Here is a 14,712-nt window from a genome sequence, read left to right as displayed (position 1 = left end):
ATATGGCAATCGACAGGACTCCTGTTCTTAAGCGCTGCCGTCAGCTCGGGATCGATCCCGCTGAGCTCGGTTACAGCAGCAAGAAGGAATCTATCCGTCAGCCCAAGCGCCGTCGCAAGGAATCTGAGTACGGCATGCAGCTGCGCGAGAAGCAGAAGGTCAAGTTCATCTATGGCGTTCTGGAGAAGCAGTTCCACGGCTACTTCAACAAGGCCCGTAAGATGAACGGCGTCACCGGTGAGAACCTCATGATCATCCTTGAGTCTCGCCTCGACAACGTTGTTTTCCGTCTTGGCTTCGCTCGCACCCGTAAAGAGGCTCGTCAGTCCGTCCGCCACGGTCACTTCACCGTGAACGGCAAGCGCGTGGACATCCCGTCCTACCGCGTCAAGGCCGGCGACGTCGTCGCTGTCGGCGAGAAGTTCCGTGACCTCCTCCCCATCAAGGAGGCTCTGATTTCCTCCGAGCGCTTTGAGGTCCCTGGCTGGCTTGAGGTCGATATCGAGAAGCTGTCTGGTAACGTGCTCGCTCTGCCGACGCGTGAGCAGATCAGCGGTGATATCAACGAGCAGCTCATCGTCGAGCTCTACTCTAAGTAGTCCATCCGGGCTGCTGAGGCTGGAGGTAATACATGTCAGAATTCATTAGGCCTCAGGTTCAGGTCGAAGAGATCAACGAGACGTCTGCTCGTGTCTCCGTCGAGCCGCTCGAGCGCGGTTACGGTGATACGCTGGGCAACTCCCTGCGTCGCGTTCTTCTGTCCTCGCTCGAGGGTGCCGCCGTCGAGGCTATTCAGATCGATGGTGCGCAGCACGAGTTCATGACCATCCCTAACATGGTCGAGGATGTCACTGACATCGTCCTGAATGTCAAGGGTCTTGTCTTCAGGGCTCTCGGCACGACCGACGAGGCGACCGCCACCATCTCGGTTGACGGCCCCTGCGAGGTCACCGGTGCGGACTTCTTTATTCCGTCCGAGTTTGAGTTGGTCAACCCCGAGCAGCACATCGCTACGCTCACCGAGGGTGGCCATCTCACCATGAGCATGCGCATCGGCTATGGCCGCGGCTATGTCTCTGGCGAGGCCAACAAGCGCGACAACGATCCCATCGGTGTGATCCACGTCGACTCGCTGTACTCGCCGGTATCCCGTTGCGCCAAGCTCGTTGAGGCTTGCCGTGTCGGTCAGCACACCGACTACGACCGCCTTGTCCTCGAGATCGAGACCAACGGCTCCATCGCCCCGCGCGACGCCGTGGTCCAGGCTGCCAATATCATCAACCAGCATATGGCTGCCTTTATGAACCTTGCCGAGACCCCCGAGGTCGAGGAGGAGGTTTCGATCTTCGCTCCCGAGGTCACCAACGACAACGCCGAGCTGGACAAGCAGATCGAGGATCTGGACCTTTCTGTCCGTTCCTACAACTGCCTTAAGCGTGCCAGCATTCACTCGGTCCGTCAGCTCGTTGAGTTCTCGGAGAACGATCTTCTGAACATCCGCAACTTCGGTGTTAAGTCGATCGAGGAAGTGAAGGACAAGCTTGAGTCCATGGGCCTGAGCCTGAAGGCTTAATGCTTCGCATATTTGAGGAGAAACTAGACCATGCGTCACAACGTTAAGAAGGGCCTGAAGCTCGGCACCGATGCGAGCCACACCAAGGCCATGAAGAAGAGCCTGGCCAAGGCCCTCTTCGAGAACGACCGCATCAAGACCACCGAGACCCGCGCTAAGGCGCTGCGTTCGGTTGTCGAGCCGATCATCACCTGGGCCAAGAAGGGCGACCTGCACTCTCGTCGTCTGGCTATCGCCAAGCTCGGCGATAAGCAGCTCGTTGCCGAGATCTTCGACAAGGCTGCTCAGGGCATGTGGCAGGATCGCAACGGCGGTTACACCCGCATCATGAAGCTCGGTAACCGTAAGGGCGACAACGCTCCCATCGTTATCATGGAGCTCGTCACCGAGCCTTGCACGCCCAAGGCCAAGAAGGCTGCTCCGGCCCCCAAGAAGGCCGCTGCTCCCAAGAAGGTCGAGGCTGTCGAGGAGACCGCTGCCGAGGAGGCTCCTGCTGAGGAGACCGCTGAGTAGACAATTCGTCTGCATAGGCTATATTCGAGGGGTACGTTCGCGTACCCCTCTTTTTTTGTCACGATATCGTTGTTTGTTTGTTGGGAGCGCCCATGACCGCGCCGTCTGATTTCAATTTGACTCCAGAGCTCGATGCCACGTTGGTGTTTCGTGTTGCCTATGACGGCTCGTCCTATAGCGGATTTGCCGAGCAGCCGGGGCAGACGACGGTTGCCGGAGAGCTGCGTCTTGCCATAGAGACGCTCTTGCGCCGTTCAGTCGATTTGACGTGTGCCGGGCGCACCGATGCAGGGGTGCATGCGGTGGCCCAATACATCAGCGTGCCCGTTACGGATGCTGAGCTCGCTTTAACGCGCCGCAGGTGGCTGCGAGCTATGGACGCGCTGCTGCCCAAAGATATCGCCGTTAATGAGGTCTACAAGGCCCGTAAGGGCTTTTCTGCGCGTTTCGACGCACGTTCTCGGACCTATACCTACCGCATTGCCGATCGCGATGCGCGTCCGGTGCTATCGCGTGGTGCGGTATGGTGGCATCGTTATCCTTTGGACGTGGATGCGATGGCAGCCGCCTGCCCAGCGCTTTTGGGCGAACAGGACTTTAAGAGCTTTTGTAAGGTCGCTTCTGCCGTGGGCAAGCCAACGCATCGTTGCGTGATGCGTGCCGAGTTTGGCCACGAGGTCGCCTTTGGCGAGGATATCCTCACGTTTACCATCGAGGGCAATGCGTTTTTGCATTCGATGGTGCGCACCATCGTGGGAACGCTCGTCGAGATCGGCATGCATCGCCGCGATCCCGAGTGGATGCGCGAGGTGATTGACGCTTGCGATCGTACTGCTGCGGGTCCCACGGCGCCGGCGTGCGGCCTTACCTTTATGGGCGTAGATTATGACCCCACCGAGCTCGTCGCGCTCGAATAGGTGAGAAGCGAGAGCCATCTAAGTATGCTGCTCGTGTGGGCGAGCCGTGTGCAACATCTGTTCTTGGCGTGCAGCGCATCAGGCGACTCATTGCGTTTATTGCCGGGGTGTACCATGAACGGCAGTTGATTATTCCTGTCGAGAGGATGGATAACTTGCTTCGACGTGGCTCGCTTCCGCGACTTTCGGTGATCCTTGTTGTGGAGGGTTCGCCCAGCTACGCGATGCGTGCACTCGAAAGCGTCCAAAACCAAGACCTCTACGATATGCAGATTGTCGTTGCATGTCGCAACGCTGCGCCGGGCGTTCGTCATTCGCTCGATGTTGCCGCGGGCAGAGATATTCACATCGATTTGATAGACGTTGACGATCCGTCGAGCGGAGCTTGCCTTCGCGAGGGTTTTGCCGCTTCGCGCGGGGCCCACATTATCGCTATGAGCGCCGACGAGTGGTTTGCGCCGCACGCGTTTTTGGCAATGCTCGATGTCGCTTGTGAGACCTCGGCAGATATCGTATTTCCCTCGGTGTCGCTCGATCGCTACGATACGCATCGGGAACGCCATTCTCGTATGTTGGACGCGCAATCCATTGCTCTTGCCGACGATGGAGACCGGGCTTTAGGCCTGGCCAAGTTGGTCGAGAGCGGTCTGGTTTGTCAACATTCCGGCGTGATGTATGAACGCTCCCTGTTTGAGTTGTGTCTGCAGCATGCCGAGTCGTATCGTGCGATCGCCTTTTTGGCGCCTGCCCTTTCGCATGCGGAACGCGTATTTGGGTGCGCCGAAGCTTGTTTCCATACGGCCGCGCCATCGGTTGCGGATTCATTCGACCCCACCATGTTCTCGCGACTTTCCGATGACGCCAAGGCGCTTGAAGAGCTTTGCGTGCCATTTGACGCAATAGATGACGATAACCATCTAAAGCTGGCCTGCCAACGGTTTTACTATGGCCGCTTGGTTGCTTGTATCGAGAATTTGTGCCTGAGCCCCCATGGGGTGTCTTCAATTGAGCGCACGGCACGATTGCGTGATATGCTCAACGACGTGCGGACCCGCCAGATGGCGGTGGCCCTTAAGGGAGAGCGCCGAGGCCTTGGGCTTTTGTTTGGGCCGATTGCCAACGTTAAGCCTATGCGCTGCGTTATGTATGCGCATCTGGCTGCTTTTTTGAACAGAACGGGCGCAAGGATAGCCTAGCTGTGTCATATTCGCAAATAATTTGCATAGAATTGTTTCGAAATGCGTTCTTATTCACAAATAGCCTCAAATAGCGCTAAACTATTCAATCACTGATAGATTGTCTTCGCCATCTATGGAGTGAGGTTTTATATGGCTAAAAAACGCAACGGGCGCCAGGATGCCATCAGAGATATCGTGCGCAATAAAGACGTGCGTACGCAGCGCGTGCTGGTGGACGAACTCCGCGCCATGGGCTTTGATTGCACGCAGGCGACGGTTTCGCGTGACATCGCCGATATGGGGCTGCGCAAACTGCCCGAGGGCATCTATGTTCTGGCTGAGGACCTGCACCTGCAGCGCATGGTCTCCGAGCTGGTTACCGGTGTGTTGCGCACCGACAACTTGGTTATGATTAAGGCTCAGCCCGGCACCGCCTCGGGCATTGCCGCGGCTGTCGATGCGGCCGAGCTGCCCGATGTGCTCGGATCGCTTGCCGGCAATGACACGATTTTGGTTATCGCTCAGACTGCCGAGGATGGCGAACGCCTCGAAGCGCTGATTAACAAGCTCAGTGCCGCGCGTAAATAGCTTTACGCGCGTAAACAACGCCAGCTAAGACGGTGGAAATACAGGGGCGTCGGTTTTGAGCCGACGCCCTTTTTGTGACGCTCCTGTCGTGGCATCTCGATTGCGCGCGATATGCCATGTATGTCCCAGCAAAAAGCGCCCGAGCATTTGAGCTGCTCGGGCGCTTTGCTATCTACTGACCTGTGGAAGGATCGGGGGTCGGGCTAGGGCTGGGATCGGGGGTCGGGCCAGGGTCGGGGCTGGGGCTGGGGCTGGGATCGGGGCTGGGGTCGGGAGTAGGGGTGGTACTGCCGCCATCGCCTTCGCCGCCGGTGTTGCCGCCCTCGTTGCCGCTCCCGCCGGTGGTCTCCGTCTCTTCTTCCTCGTCTTCGTCCTTATCCTCGTCCTCTTCCTTCTTCTTGTTGTTTGTGCCGTAGAACTTCCAGACGTTATTGTTCTTGTACGTGGGAGCCGTTCCGGTCGGGAACTCCTCGCGCTCGGCGCCCGCAAGAACGGTGTTCATGAACTTCTTAAAGACGGGCAGGTTGGTGCTGTCGCCCAGCAGGTCCGAACCGTACTTTTGGATGGGAATCTCGCCTGCGGAATAACCGGTCCACAGGGCGCATGCCAGTTGCGGCGTGTAGCCGCAGAACCACAGGTTGGTGGTGTTGTCAGTGGTGCCCGTCTTGCCGGCATAGGGCTGGTTGACGCTCAGCGCGCCGGCGGCACCCGTGCCGCTGCCCTGCATGACGCCGGATAGAACGTCGGTAACCGCGGCAGCCTCACCTTCGGTGAGCACCCGCGTGGGATTGTCGGTGTGCTGGTACAGAACCGAGCCGGTACGCGAGTCGATCTCGGTGATGGCGATCGGCTGGCGATAATAGCCGCCGTTGGCAAAAGCGGCGTAGGCCGATGCCATCTCGAGCGGTGAGATGGACCCGGTGCCGAGCGTCATGACGGGAACGTCCTCGATATTGTCCTTGGCGGGATCGATGCCGAGCTTTTTGACGAGCGACATGATCTTGTCATTGCCGATGGCTTCGGCCACCTGAATATAGCCGGTGTTGGATGAGTATGCCGTTGCCTGCTTAAGCGTGATGTTGCCATAGCTCTGCTTGTCATAGTTTTGCACCTCGGTCGTGGTGCCCTTGGCCTTGAGTGGCGAGTTGCAGTTGAGAATAACGTTGGGGTTCATGCCGTTTTGGATGGCAGTTGCCAGCGTAAAGGCCTTAAACGTGGAGCCCACGGGGCGCTTTGCCGTAGCGTGGTTCACGTGATTCTCGTCGGCGTTGTAGTCGTAGCCGCCCACCATGCACTTGATGTAGCCGGTCTTGGGGTCAACGACAACCATGCCCATGTCCAGGCCATCGAGCGAAAGCGTGTCGAGCTGTGAGCGCACAGCCTCCTCGGCCACCTGCTGCATGGTGGGGTCGATGGTGGTCTTAACAGTCAGGCCACCCTTAAAGAGTACGTCGGTGGAGAACTCCTGCTCGAGCAGCTGCTTGACGTAGGAGACAAAGTAGGGCTGTGAGTATACGTCGACGCCGCTGCCCGAGATCTCGGTCACGTTGAGGGTGATGGGCTCAGCCTGCGCGGCATCGTGCTCTTCCTGCGTGATGTGGCCCAGGCGCAGCATGTTGTCGAGCACCTTATTGCGGCGGGAAAGCGCCAGGTCGGGATTGACCGTGGGGTCGTACTGTGAAGGCGAGTTGGGCAGACCGATGAGCAGTGCGGCCTCGCTCAGGGTGAGGTCGGAAGCACTCTTGGAGAGATAGGTCTCGGCGGCGGCCTCGATGCCATAGGCGCCGTGGCCATAGTAAATGGTGTTGAGGTACATCATGAGGATCTCGTCTTTGGAGTACATGTCCTCCATCTTGATGGCGATATAGGCCTCGCGCACCTTACGCTCGATGGTCGAGTCGAACTGTTCCTCCTGCAGGATGGTGTTGCGCACCAGCTGCTGGGTGATGGTCGAGGCTCCTTCGTGGCCGCCGGCAAGGGTTGCCACCGAGGCACGCGCGATGCCCAAGAGGTCGATTCCGCCGTGCTCGTAGAAACGCTCGTCCTCGACGTCGATCGTGCCCTGCAGGACGTACGGGGAGACCTGGTCCTTGGTGATGGACTTGCGGTTTTGGGTATAGAAGCTGGCGATCTTGTTGCCGTTGCAGTCAACAATCTCGGTAGGCTCGCTGACCAGATAGGCGTTGGCGTCGGTGTAGTCGGGCAGGTCGGACAGCCAGCGGTTGACGTTGCCGATCATGCCGATGCCAAATGCTACGCCCGCGATGAGCAAAAAGCCCAAAAGCGAAAGCAGGATGACGGGCAGGACGTGCGTCTTAGAGCGACCGTGTCCCTGTCGTTGGCGAGGACCCATATGTTGACCTCCAAGTATGTCGTGCCAGGCGGCGGGTGTGCGTCGGGCAGGATGGACATAAGTTATTACACGATAAACCAATCGAGCCGCGCGAAGCCTCGTGTATGCTGGTTGACGGCAATTAACAGAGCGATTGCATACCTTGGTAAGGAGTTTGCCGATGGCGATTTGGGCGACTGAGCCTAGCAGACAATGCGGGAATGGGACGCCAACATCGGGGCTGGCACTGCCCGAGCTGTTGGCTCCGGCTGGCGGGCTCAATCAGATGCTCGCCGCGATCGCGGCAGGTGCCGATGCCATTTATGCCGGGTTGAGCGGATTTAACGCCCGCGTGAGTGCGCACGGGTTTAGTGATGACGAATTTGCGCGCGGGTGTGCCGTGGCGCACGCCCATGGTGCGCGCGTGTACGTGACGCTCAACGTATTCGTGTTCGACGACGAGCTGTCCGAAGCCGTGGCACTGGGGGCACATGCGCATGCGCTGGGCGCCGATGCACTGATCGTGGCAGATGCGGGCCTAGCCCGCGCGCTGCATGCGGCAATTCCGGGGGTCGAGATTCATCTGTCCACCCAAGCGGGCGTCCATAGCAAGGGCGCCGTGCGTTTGGCGGCTGACGAGCTGGGGGTCGAGCGCGTGACGACGGCGCGCGAGCTGACCGTGGCAGAGATTGCGACGCTCTGCGCTACCGGTGTGCCCATCGAGGTGTTCTGCCATGGCGCCATATGCATTGGCTATTCGGGCGCGTGCGAGTTTTCGGCCCTGCGGCGCGGACGGTCGGCGATGCGTGGCGACTGCACGCAGCCGTGCCGCCTGGCATACGATTTGGTAGATGAGGCTGGGGAGAGCGTCGTTGCCGTCGAAGGCGATCGTCTGCTCTGCCCGCGTGACTATCTGGGCATTGCTCATTTACCCGAGCTTGTTGCTGCCGGGGTGGCGTCGCTCAAGATCGAGGGGCGTATGAAGAACCCCGACTACGTCTACAACGTGGTGCGGGCGTGGCGCCGGGCGCTCGATATGCTGCGTGATGGCGCGTGGGATTCCGATGCCGTGCAGGCGCTCGAACGTGAGCTGGGAAGATCGTTTAACCGCGGGTTTACCGACGCGTATCTGCGAGGCCGCTCGGGCGCGGAGCTTATGAGTTTTGAACGCGCGATCAACCAGGGCGTGCGTGTGGGCCGTTTGGTTGCCGTGGGACACGAGGAAGTGACCGTCGAGCTCGATGCCGCCGTGGCGGCGGGCGATACGCTCGAGATCAGGTTTTACCCGGGCGCCGACGCGCGTCCCGATGTACCTAAACGCTGGCCGCAAGTTCCCTGCCCGGTGGATGCCGCGGCGGGGGAGCGCATCGTTGTCCATTGCAAGCGCAAGGTCGACGCGGGCTGCGAAGTGTATCTGATTCGCAGCGCTGGTGTGCTTGAGCAAACGGCGGCGGCGCTGGAGCGCATGCGGGCCGAGGCCGATGCGGCCGTGCTTGCGAAACGCGCTGTCGAGACGCTGCCGTTTGCGGGCGTTCTGATGGATAGCGGTACGCAGCCGGAAGAACCTGCAGAGTCTGTCGCCGCTCGCTTGGTCTTTGCCTGGCAGCTGATGGACCAGGACCCGAACGAAGAGCTCGACCTGTCCGGTGCGACTGTTGTGCTCGACGAGGTCTGCCGTGTGGGCGATATCGAGCGCACTCGGTCGCTCATGCAGCGTGCCGGCCGCATCGTCTGTCGTAATCTGGGACAAGTGGCGATAGCTCGCGAACTGCGCGTCGCCTTTGACGTGGCAGCGCCGGTGTTCTGTGCGAACCGGGCAACGCTCGCCTGGTTGCGAGGGCTTGGGGCGCAGCGCGTGTTTTTGCCTGCCGAACTTGTCGCTCACGATGCGAAACGCATTGCCGAGCTTGCCGCCTGTCCTGGCGTCCTGGGCCCCGTCGATACCGATCGTACCGAGCTCATGGTGTGCGAGCACTGCCTGCTGACCGCCGAGGGCGTCTGTGCCACCGATGCGACGGGACAGGCCTGTTGCCGCGACTGCTTGCGTCGCCGGCAGACGCGCTATCTGGTCGATCGTGACGGTACACGTCTGCCAGTTGCCATCGACGCATGCGGCAGGACGAGGATTTTCCTGTCGTAGGTGCCGCGTCGCGTCAGTTTGTTATCATATGAGAGTTTATGGACTTCCAGCACCGCCGTTTTCGGCGAGGGTGCTATAGCAAAAGGAGGATACCCAATGCTGTCTGTTGACGAGCAAATGCGTATCATCACCTCGGGCGCCGCGAAGATCGTCCCCGAGGCCGACCTTCGCAAGAAGCTTGAGAAGGGCGAGCCCCTCAACATCAAGCTCGGCGTCGATCCCACCAGCCCCGACCTGCACCTGGGCCACGCCGTGCCCCTGCGCAAGATGCGCCAGTTCCAGGACCTGGGCCACAACGTCACCCTGATCATCGGCAACGGTACCGCGCTGATCGGCGATCCTTCGGGCAAGAACTCCACCCGCCCGCAGCTTTCTCAGGAGCAGATCGAGGCCAACGCCGAGACCTACGTGAGCCAGGCCATGAAGATCTTGGACCCCGAGAAGACCACCATCGTGCACAACGGCGACTGGATCTTGTCGATGGACCTGGCCGGTCTGCTGCAGGTGTGCTCCAAGTTCACCGTCGCCCGCATTCTTGAGCGCGATGACTTTACCAAGCGCTATCAGTCCCAGACGCCGATCGCCCTGCACGAGTTCCTGTATCCCGTGATGCAGGCATACGATTCGGTCATGATCAAGGCTGACGTGGAGATGGGCGGCACCGACCAGCTTTTCAACCTGCTCGCCGGCCGTGAGCTCATGGAGAAGATGGGCATGGAGCCGCAGATCGCGCTCACCATGCCGCTGCTCGAGGGCACCGATGGCGTCCGTAAGATGTCCAAGTCCTATGGCAACTACATCGGTCTGACCGACGCGCCCAAGGATATGTTCGGCAAGACCATGTCCATCCCCGACGAGATGATCGGCAAGTACTACCGCCTGGCGAGCTCGCTCACCCCGGCCGAGGTCGACAAGATCGACGCTGCCCTGGCCGATGGCTCTGCCGATCCCTATGAGCTCAAGCGCGCTCTGGGCCGCGACCTGTGCGACACCTACCACGGCGCCGGTGCCGGCGACGAGGCTCAGGCCGAGTTCGACCGCGTGTTCAAGGAGGGCCAGCTCGCCGACTTCCCCGAGAAGCATATTGAGCTGACCGTAAACGACGAGGGCCAGATTTACCTTGCCGGCCTGCTCAAGGACCTGGGTCTTTCGGCCAGCGCCGGCCAGGCTCGTCGCGACATCGATGGCGGCGGTGTCAAGATCAACGGCAAGGCCGTGGCTCCCAAGAGCTACAACATCGACCCCAGTGCCCTCAAGCTGGGCGACACCCTCTCCGTGGGCAAGCGCAAGGGCTTCAAGTTGGTCTAACGAGCAAGTTGACCTCACAAGTGCAACAAGGCCGCAGCCGGGATTTCCGACTGCGGCCTTTTTGGCACTTAGGGATGATCCTTTTGTGCCGGCACTTTGGGACACTCCTTGTCAGTGGTGCAAAGCAACCTGTCCCCATTGCGCCAAGTGGTGCGTGCCGTTAAGCAGAGGGGCGTATTGCTGGCCCATCGTTTGGGCATACAATGGCTATTGGCTTGCTGCGGTGAAGGTCTGTCCGCTCCGCAGCTTTTTTCTACGGTTAAAGGAGTATGTATGTCCGTTGAGGTCATGAGGTCTGTGATCGATGCCGCCGAGGGCCGCGTGCCCGTCGACACGCTGTTTGCCAACGCACAGATCGTTGATGTGTACGGTCAGCGCGTGGCGCCCGGTAGCGTCGCCGTCAAGGACGGCGTGATTGTCGGTGTTCTCTACGATGGTCGAGATGACGCTGCTGGCACGTACGAGGCAGCTGAGGTTATCGACTGTCAGGGTCGCTATCTCGCACCCGGCTTTATCGACGGACATCTGCATATCGAGTCCTCGAACATCCGTCCCGCCGAGTATGCGCGCATGGCGGCGACGCGTGGCACCACCACCGCTATTGCCGACAGCCACGAGATCGCTAACGTTTCCGGCCTAGACGGCCTGCGCTTTATGATTGAGGACGGTTGTCGCGCGCCCATCTCCATCAAGTACATGATGCCTTCGTGCGTGCCCGCACTGCCCGACGAGCAGGCCGGTGCCGTCATCACTGCTGCCGATATGCAGGCGTTTTTTGCCGAGCATCCGGGCGACGTCTTTGGTCTGGGCGAAATGATGAACCTGCCGGGTGTCTTTATGGCCGACCCCGAGACCTGCGCTCGCATCGATGCTGCCAACCAGACACCGTCCAAGCAGGTTGACGGTCATGCTCCGCTTGTTGCCGGCAAGGATCTCAACGCCTATGCCGCGGCGGGTATTATCGCCGACCACGAGTCGACGATTCCCGAGGAAGCGCTCGACAAGCTATCCCGCGGCATGTATGTCATGCTGCGCGAGGGCACCTGCAGCCATGATCTTGCCAACCTGTCGCCTATGCTGCTGGAAAACCCCGCCCGTGCCCGCCGCTGCTGCTTCGCGACCGATGACCGCGCTCCCTCCGATGCACTTTCGACCGGCATGATCGACAATGCCTGCCGCGTGGCTATCGAGGCCGGCATCGACCCGGTGGTCGCCATCTCCATGGCGTCCCTTTCCACGGCCGAGGCCTTTGGCCTGGACCACGGCTGTCGTGACCCGCATGAGCTCCGCGGCGCCATCGCTCCGGGCAAGCGTGCCGACCTGCTGGTGCTCAACGATCTGACGTTTGCCACGGCCCCGCATCGCGTATATGCCGCCGGTGCTCTGGTGGCGCAGGATGGCACCTTTGTGGGCGAGATCGCACCCGAGATGGCTGAGGTTGCAGCCCTTGCCGATGAGCTGCGCGCCTCTGTTAAGCTGCCGAAGCTTTCGCTCGACGTTTTCGACTATGCCTTTAAGCCGGGCGAGGCTGTGATTGACGTGGTGCCGGGTAAGGCCATCACGGGTATGGCTCGCCCCGAGAGCGCCGAGGGCCTGCGCCGCATTATGCTGATTGAGCGCCATGGCCGCGGCGTGTCGCTGCAAGCCGAGGGCGTCGACGGCGACGGCCCCGCTGGCCTGGGCCTGGTCGGCAAGCATATCGGTCGCGGCTGGGTGCGCGGTTTCACCATCACCGGTGGCGCCATTGCCTCCACAATCGGCCACGACTCGCACAACGTGTGCGTGGTGGGCGACAACGCCGCCGATATGATGGCTGCTGTTGAGGCCGTGGGCCAGGGCGGTCACGTGCTGGTGCGCAACGGCGAGGTCGTGGCGCGCATTCCGCTGGCGCTCGGTGGCCTGATGAGCGAGGGCACGGCCGAGGATGTCGCGGCGCAGCACGACGACTTTATGGTCAAGGCGCGCGCCATGGGTATTGAGCCGCCGCTCGACCCCATCATGGGCATCATCTTCCTGCCCCTGCCGGTCATCCCGACGCTCCGCATCCGCCCCGAGGGCATGTTCGACGTCACGACCTTCACCTACGCCGACTAGTCATCGGGGACGTTCTTAAACGACTAGTCGCTGGGGACACTCTTTGGCGTGTCGCCTGACGCCGCGACCGTGGGCTCTCTGGCGCGCGTGAGCTATTTGCCAGGTCTATGTAACGTTTATGACTGCGGGGTCTTATTTGAGCTCCCTTTGGGTACGTTGGAATCGGATACACGTTCGATTCCAGCAAGCCCGAAGGGAGCTTTTCTATGTTTAAGCTGATTGCATCCGATATGGACGGCACGTTGCTTGACGAAAACGGCCAGGTGCCTCCCGAGACCTACGAACTGATTTTGGCGCTACGCGAGCATGGCGTGCATTTTGCCGCATCGTCAGGCCGCCGCTACGATCGCCTGTGCGAGTTCTTTGCGCCCGTTCGCGACAAAATGGACTTTGTCGCAGCTAACGGTGCCCAGGTCTACGCCGACGGCAAAATGGTAGGCCGTGAGGTGTATTCGCACCTGGCGATTCGAAAGCTAGCCCAGGCCGTCGCGACGTTTCCCAATCTGCATCTTGCGCTCTTTGACCGAACCAAGTCCTTCTTGCTCGATGACGAGAGTAAGTTCGTGCGCGAGGTGGATAAGGACCTTCCCAATGCCGAGCGCATTTGGGAGCTGCCCGATCCCAGCGTAAATATCATCAAGGCGAGTATCTTTTGCGATGATGGTGCCGTTATGGACAGCGCTTACGTACTGCAGCGCGAGCTCGGCCAGTTCTTTACCTTTGCGCCTTCGGGCAACGCGTGGATCGATGCCATGCAGCCCGGTGTGTCGAAGGCCTCGGGCATCGCACAGCTCATGGAGCACTATGGCGTCGAACGCGACGAGGTCATGGCTTTTGGCGACTCGATGAACGACTACGAGATCATTCGCTTTGTCGGCACGGGCTGCGCGATGGAAAACGCGCGCCCCGCGCTCAAGGCAGTCGCCGATCGCGTGGTGGGGTGCAACCGCGACCACGCCGTCCAGCAGGAGCTCCGTCGCGTGCTGGAGAGTCTCGCCTAATTCGGCAGATGGGGACAGTCCTTGCAGCGCCCCGCGAAGAGTGCCCCCAACGACTACTGTGACCAGGGTAGCTAAAAAAGCCCCGTCCCAAATTAGCTACCCTGCCGGGTTGCTGCTGCTAGGCGAGGGCGGCCATGATGGTGTGGGCGACGCCGTCGTGGTCGTTGTCGTGTTCGGTGATGGCGTCGGCGGCCTTGCGGTCCTCGGGCTCGGCGTTGATCATGGCCATGCCGTGGCCCGCCGCCTGCAGCATGGGTATGTCGTTGATGTTGTCGCCGAACGCCCAGGCGTCGGCGAGAGGCTCGCCCAGATGCCCACATAGCCAAGCCAATGCCGTTCCCTTGGTGGCGCCCCCGCCCATGACCTCGATATTCATGGCGTACGAACGCGTGACCTCAATGCCTTCGAGTGTGTCGAGCGCCGCCACGATAGCATCGCGGTCGGCTGAGTCGTGCCAGTACATGGCGATGCGTTCGAGCACCTCGACCTCGTCGATTTTGCTGTCGATATCCATGTCGATCGGCGTTCGCGTGCGCTTGAGCGAAGCCGCGATGTGAGGATCTCCGCCGCAGAATTCGTCCAGGCGCGTGTAGAGCGAGCGGGGGAGGAAGCACCGCCCGTCCGCGAAGATATCGAAGGTCACATCGTGGCCGGCGGCAATGCTATGGACGCGGTGGGCGATGGCGCGGTCGAGCGGTCGGCTCAATATGCGCGTGGCGCGTGAGGCATCGGTGGGCACATCCTCGTCGAGCTGCCAGACGCTAGCGCCATTGGCGCAGACTGCGTAGTGCACGGCAGGATGGGCGAGGATGGCCTCAAAGACGCCCGACAGCGGACGCCCCGTGCACGGTACAAACTCAATGCCGCGACGTGCGAGCTCGTCGAGCATCGTCCAGGTGGCGTCGCTCATCTGCTTGTCACTCGTCAACAGTGTTCCATCCATATCGGAAAAAACAAGAGGCTTCGGTAGTTTGTGTGACAAGGGGCTAGCCTAGGCAGCAACGCTCTTCGCTCCCTTCACGCCCTTCTTCCTCGCCTTCACCGGGCGACCCGGGAGCTGGGGCTGGC

The 14,712-nt window shown here is 60.6% G+C and carries 12 protein-coding genes; 10 read left to right on the top strand and 2 right to left on the bottom strand.

Annotated elements, in window-relative coordinates; genetic code table 11:
- The first annotated feature begins 2 nt into the window (after positions 1-2).
- The 6 genes from rpsD (at position 3) to ACTQ1E_RS01320 (ending at position 4,769) form a co-directional block, all read left to right on the top strand.
- A complete protein-coding gene (gene rpsD / locus ACTQ1E_RS01345) occupies positions 3-599 on the top strand; it encodes a 30S ribosomal protein S4 (protein ID WP_006235275.1) in 597 nt (198 codons plus the stop codon).
- A gap of 32 nt (positions 600-631) precedes the next feature.
- Positions 632-1,573, top strand: a complete 942-nt coding sequence (locus ACTQ1E_RS01340) for a DNA-directed RNA polymerase subunit alpha (RefSeq protein WP_154516055.1) — start codon at positions 632-634, stop codon at positions 1,571-1,573.
- A gap of 30 nt (positions 1,574-1,603) precedes the next feature.
- The gene (gene rplQ / locus ACTQ1E_RS01335; protein ID WP_271742473.1) at positions 1,604-2,086 is read left to right on the top strand and encodes a 50S ribosomal protein L17; all 483 of its coding nucleotides are present in this window, start codon (positions 1,604-1,606) and stop codon (positions 2,084-2,086) included.
- 92 nt (positions 2,087-2,178) lie between these two features.
- Positions 2,179-3,003: a tRNA pseudouridine(38-40) synthase TruA gene (gene truA, locus ACTQ1E_RS01330; RefSeq protein WP_427717709.1), complete on the top strand. Its 825-nt coding sequence runs from the start codon at positions 2,179-2,181 to the stop codon at positions 3,001-3,003.
- 146 nt (positions 3,004-3,149) lie between these two features.
- Positions 3,150-4,199 (top strand): glycosyltransferase, encoded by a 1,050-nt coding sequence (locus ACTQ1E_RS01325; RefSeq protein WP_441049191.1) that lies wholly within the window; start codon positions 3,150-3,152, stop codon positions 4,197-4,199.
- A 132-nt stretch (positions 4,200-4,331) separates the two neighbouring features.
- Positions 4,332-4,769 carry an arginine repressor gene (locus ACTQ1E_RS01320; RefSeq protein ID WP_154516043.1) on the top strand — a complete coding sequence of 146 codons (438 nt, stop codon included), beginning with the start codon at positions 4,332-4,334 and terminating at the stop codon, positions 4,767-4,769.
- A gap of 172 nt (positions 4,770-4,941) precedes the next feature.
- On the opposite strand, the gene ACTQ1E_RS01315 is transcribed toward ACTQ1E_RS01320, so the two are convergent.
- Positions 4,942-7,122 carry a transglycosylase domain-containing protein gene (locus tag ACTQ1E_RS01315; protein ID WP_441564424.1) on the bottom strand — a complete coding sequence of 727 codons (2,181 nt, stop codon included), beginning with the start codon at positions 7,120-7,122 and terminating at the stop codon, positions 4,942-4,944.
- 160 nt (positions 7,123-7,282) lie between these two features.
- Between ACTQ1E_RS01315 and ACTQ1E_RS01310 the strand changes: the two genes are divergently transcribed.
- From ACTQ1E_RS01310 to ACTQ1E_RS01295, 4 genes are all read left to right on the top strand, one after another.
- Complete coding sequence (locus tag ACTQ1E_RS01310; RefSeq protein WP_441564423.1) at positions 7,283-9,241, top strand: U32 family peptidase; 1,959 nt, start codon at positions 7,283-7,285, stop codon at positions 9,239-9,241.
- A 96-nt stretch (positions 9,242-9,337) separates the two neighbouring features.
- The gene (tyrS, locus tag ACTQ1E_RS01305; protein WP_154516034.1) at positions 9,338-10,549 is read left to right on the top strand and encodes a tyrosine--tRNA ligase; all 1,212 of its coding nucleotides are present in this window, start codon (positions 9,338-9,340) and stop codon (positions 10,547-10,549) included.
- Positions 10,550-10,822: 273 nt separating this feature from the next.
- Positions 10,823-12,643 carry an adenine deaminase gene (locus ACTQ1E_RS01300; protein ID WP_441044634.1) on the top strand — a complete coding sequence of 607 codons (1,821 nt, stop codon included), beginning with the start codon at positions 10,823-10,825 and terminating at the stop codon, positions 12,641-12,643.
- 206 nt (positions 12,644-12,849) lie between these two features.
- The gene (locus ACTQ1E_RS01295) at positions 12,850-13,644 is read left to right on the top strand and encodes a Cof-type HAD-IIB family hydrolase (RefSeq protein ID WP_427794984.1); all 795 of its coding nucleotides are present in this window, start codon (positions 12,850-12,852) and stop codon (positions 13,642-13,644) included.
- A gap of 118 nt (positions 13,645-13,762) precedes the next feature.
- On the opposite strand, the gene ACTQ1E_RS01290 is transcribed toward ACTQ1E_RS01295, so the two are convergent.
- Positions 13,763-14,626, bottom strand: a complete 864-nt coding sequence (locus tag ACTQ1E_RS01290) for a Cof-type HAD-IIB family hydrolase (protein WP_441049197.1) — start codon at positions 14,624-14,626, stop codon at positions 13,763-13,765.
- Between the last annotated feature and the right edge of the window lie 86 nt (positions 14,627-14,712).

Source organism: Collinsella sp. LCP21S3_C7 (genome assembly GCF_052118485.1).
GTDB lineage: Bacteria > Actinomycetota > Coriobacteriia > Coriobacteriales > Coriobacteriaceae > Collinsella.
This window is presented reverse-complemented; position numbering and strand designations above follow the sequence as displayed.

Bases quoted from the DNA above. Each gene is read 5' to 3' on its own strand.
- ACTQ1E_RS01300 (WP_441044634.1), top strand. From the start codon at position 10,823: ATGTCCGTTGAGGTCATGAGGTCTGTGATCGATGCCGCCGAGGGCCGC.
- ACTQ1E_RS01315 (WP_441564424.1), bottom strand. From the start codon at position 7,122: ATGGGTCCTCGCCAACGACAGGGACACGGTCGCTCTAAGACGCACGTC.
- rpsD (WP_006235275.1), top strand. From the start codon at position 3: ATGGCAATCGACAGGACTCCTGTTCTTAAGCGCTGCCGTCAGCTCGGG.
- rplQ (WP_271742473.1), top strand. From the start codon at position 1,604: ATGCGTCACAACGTTAAGAAGGGCCTGAAGCTCGGCACCGATGCGAGC.
- truA (WP_427717709.1), top strand. From the start codon at position 2,179: ATGACCGCGCCGTCTGATTTCAATTTGACTCCAGAGCTCGATGCCACG.
- ACTQ1E_RS01310 (WP_441564423.1), top strand. From the start codon at position 7,283: ATGGCGATTTGGGCGACTGAGCCTAGCAGACAATGCGGGAATGGGACG.
- ACTQ1E_RS01295 (WP_427794984.1), top strand. From the start codon at position 12,850: ATGTTTAAGCTGATTGCATCCGATATGGACGGCACGTTGCTTGACGAA.
- ACTQ1E_RS01325 (WP_441049191.1), top strand. From the start codon at position 3,150: ATGGATAACTTGCTTCGACGTGGCTCGCTTCCGCGACTTTCGGTGATC.
- ACTQ1E_RS01320 (WP_154516043.1), top strand. From the start codon at position 4,332: ATGGCTAAAAAACGCAACGGGCGCCAGGATGCCATCAGAGATATCGTG.
- ACTQ1E_RS01340 (WP_154516055.1), top strand. From the start codon at position 632: ATGTCAGAATTCATTAGGCCTCAGGTTCAGGTCGAAGAGATCAACGAG.
- tyrS (WP_154516034.1), top strand. From the start codon at position 9,338: ATGCTGTCTGTTGACGAGCAAATGCGTATCATCACCTCGGGCGCCGCG.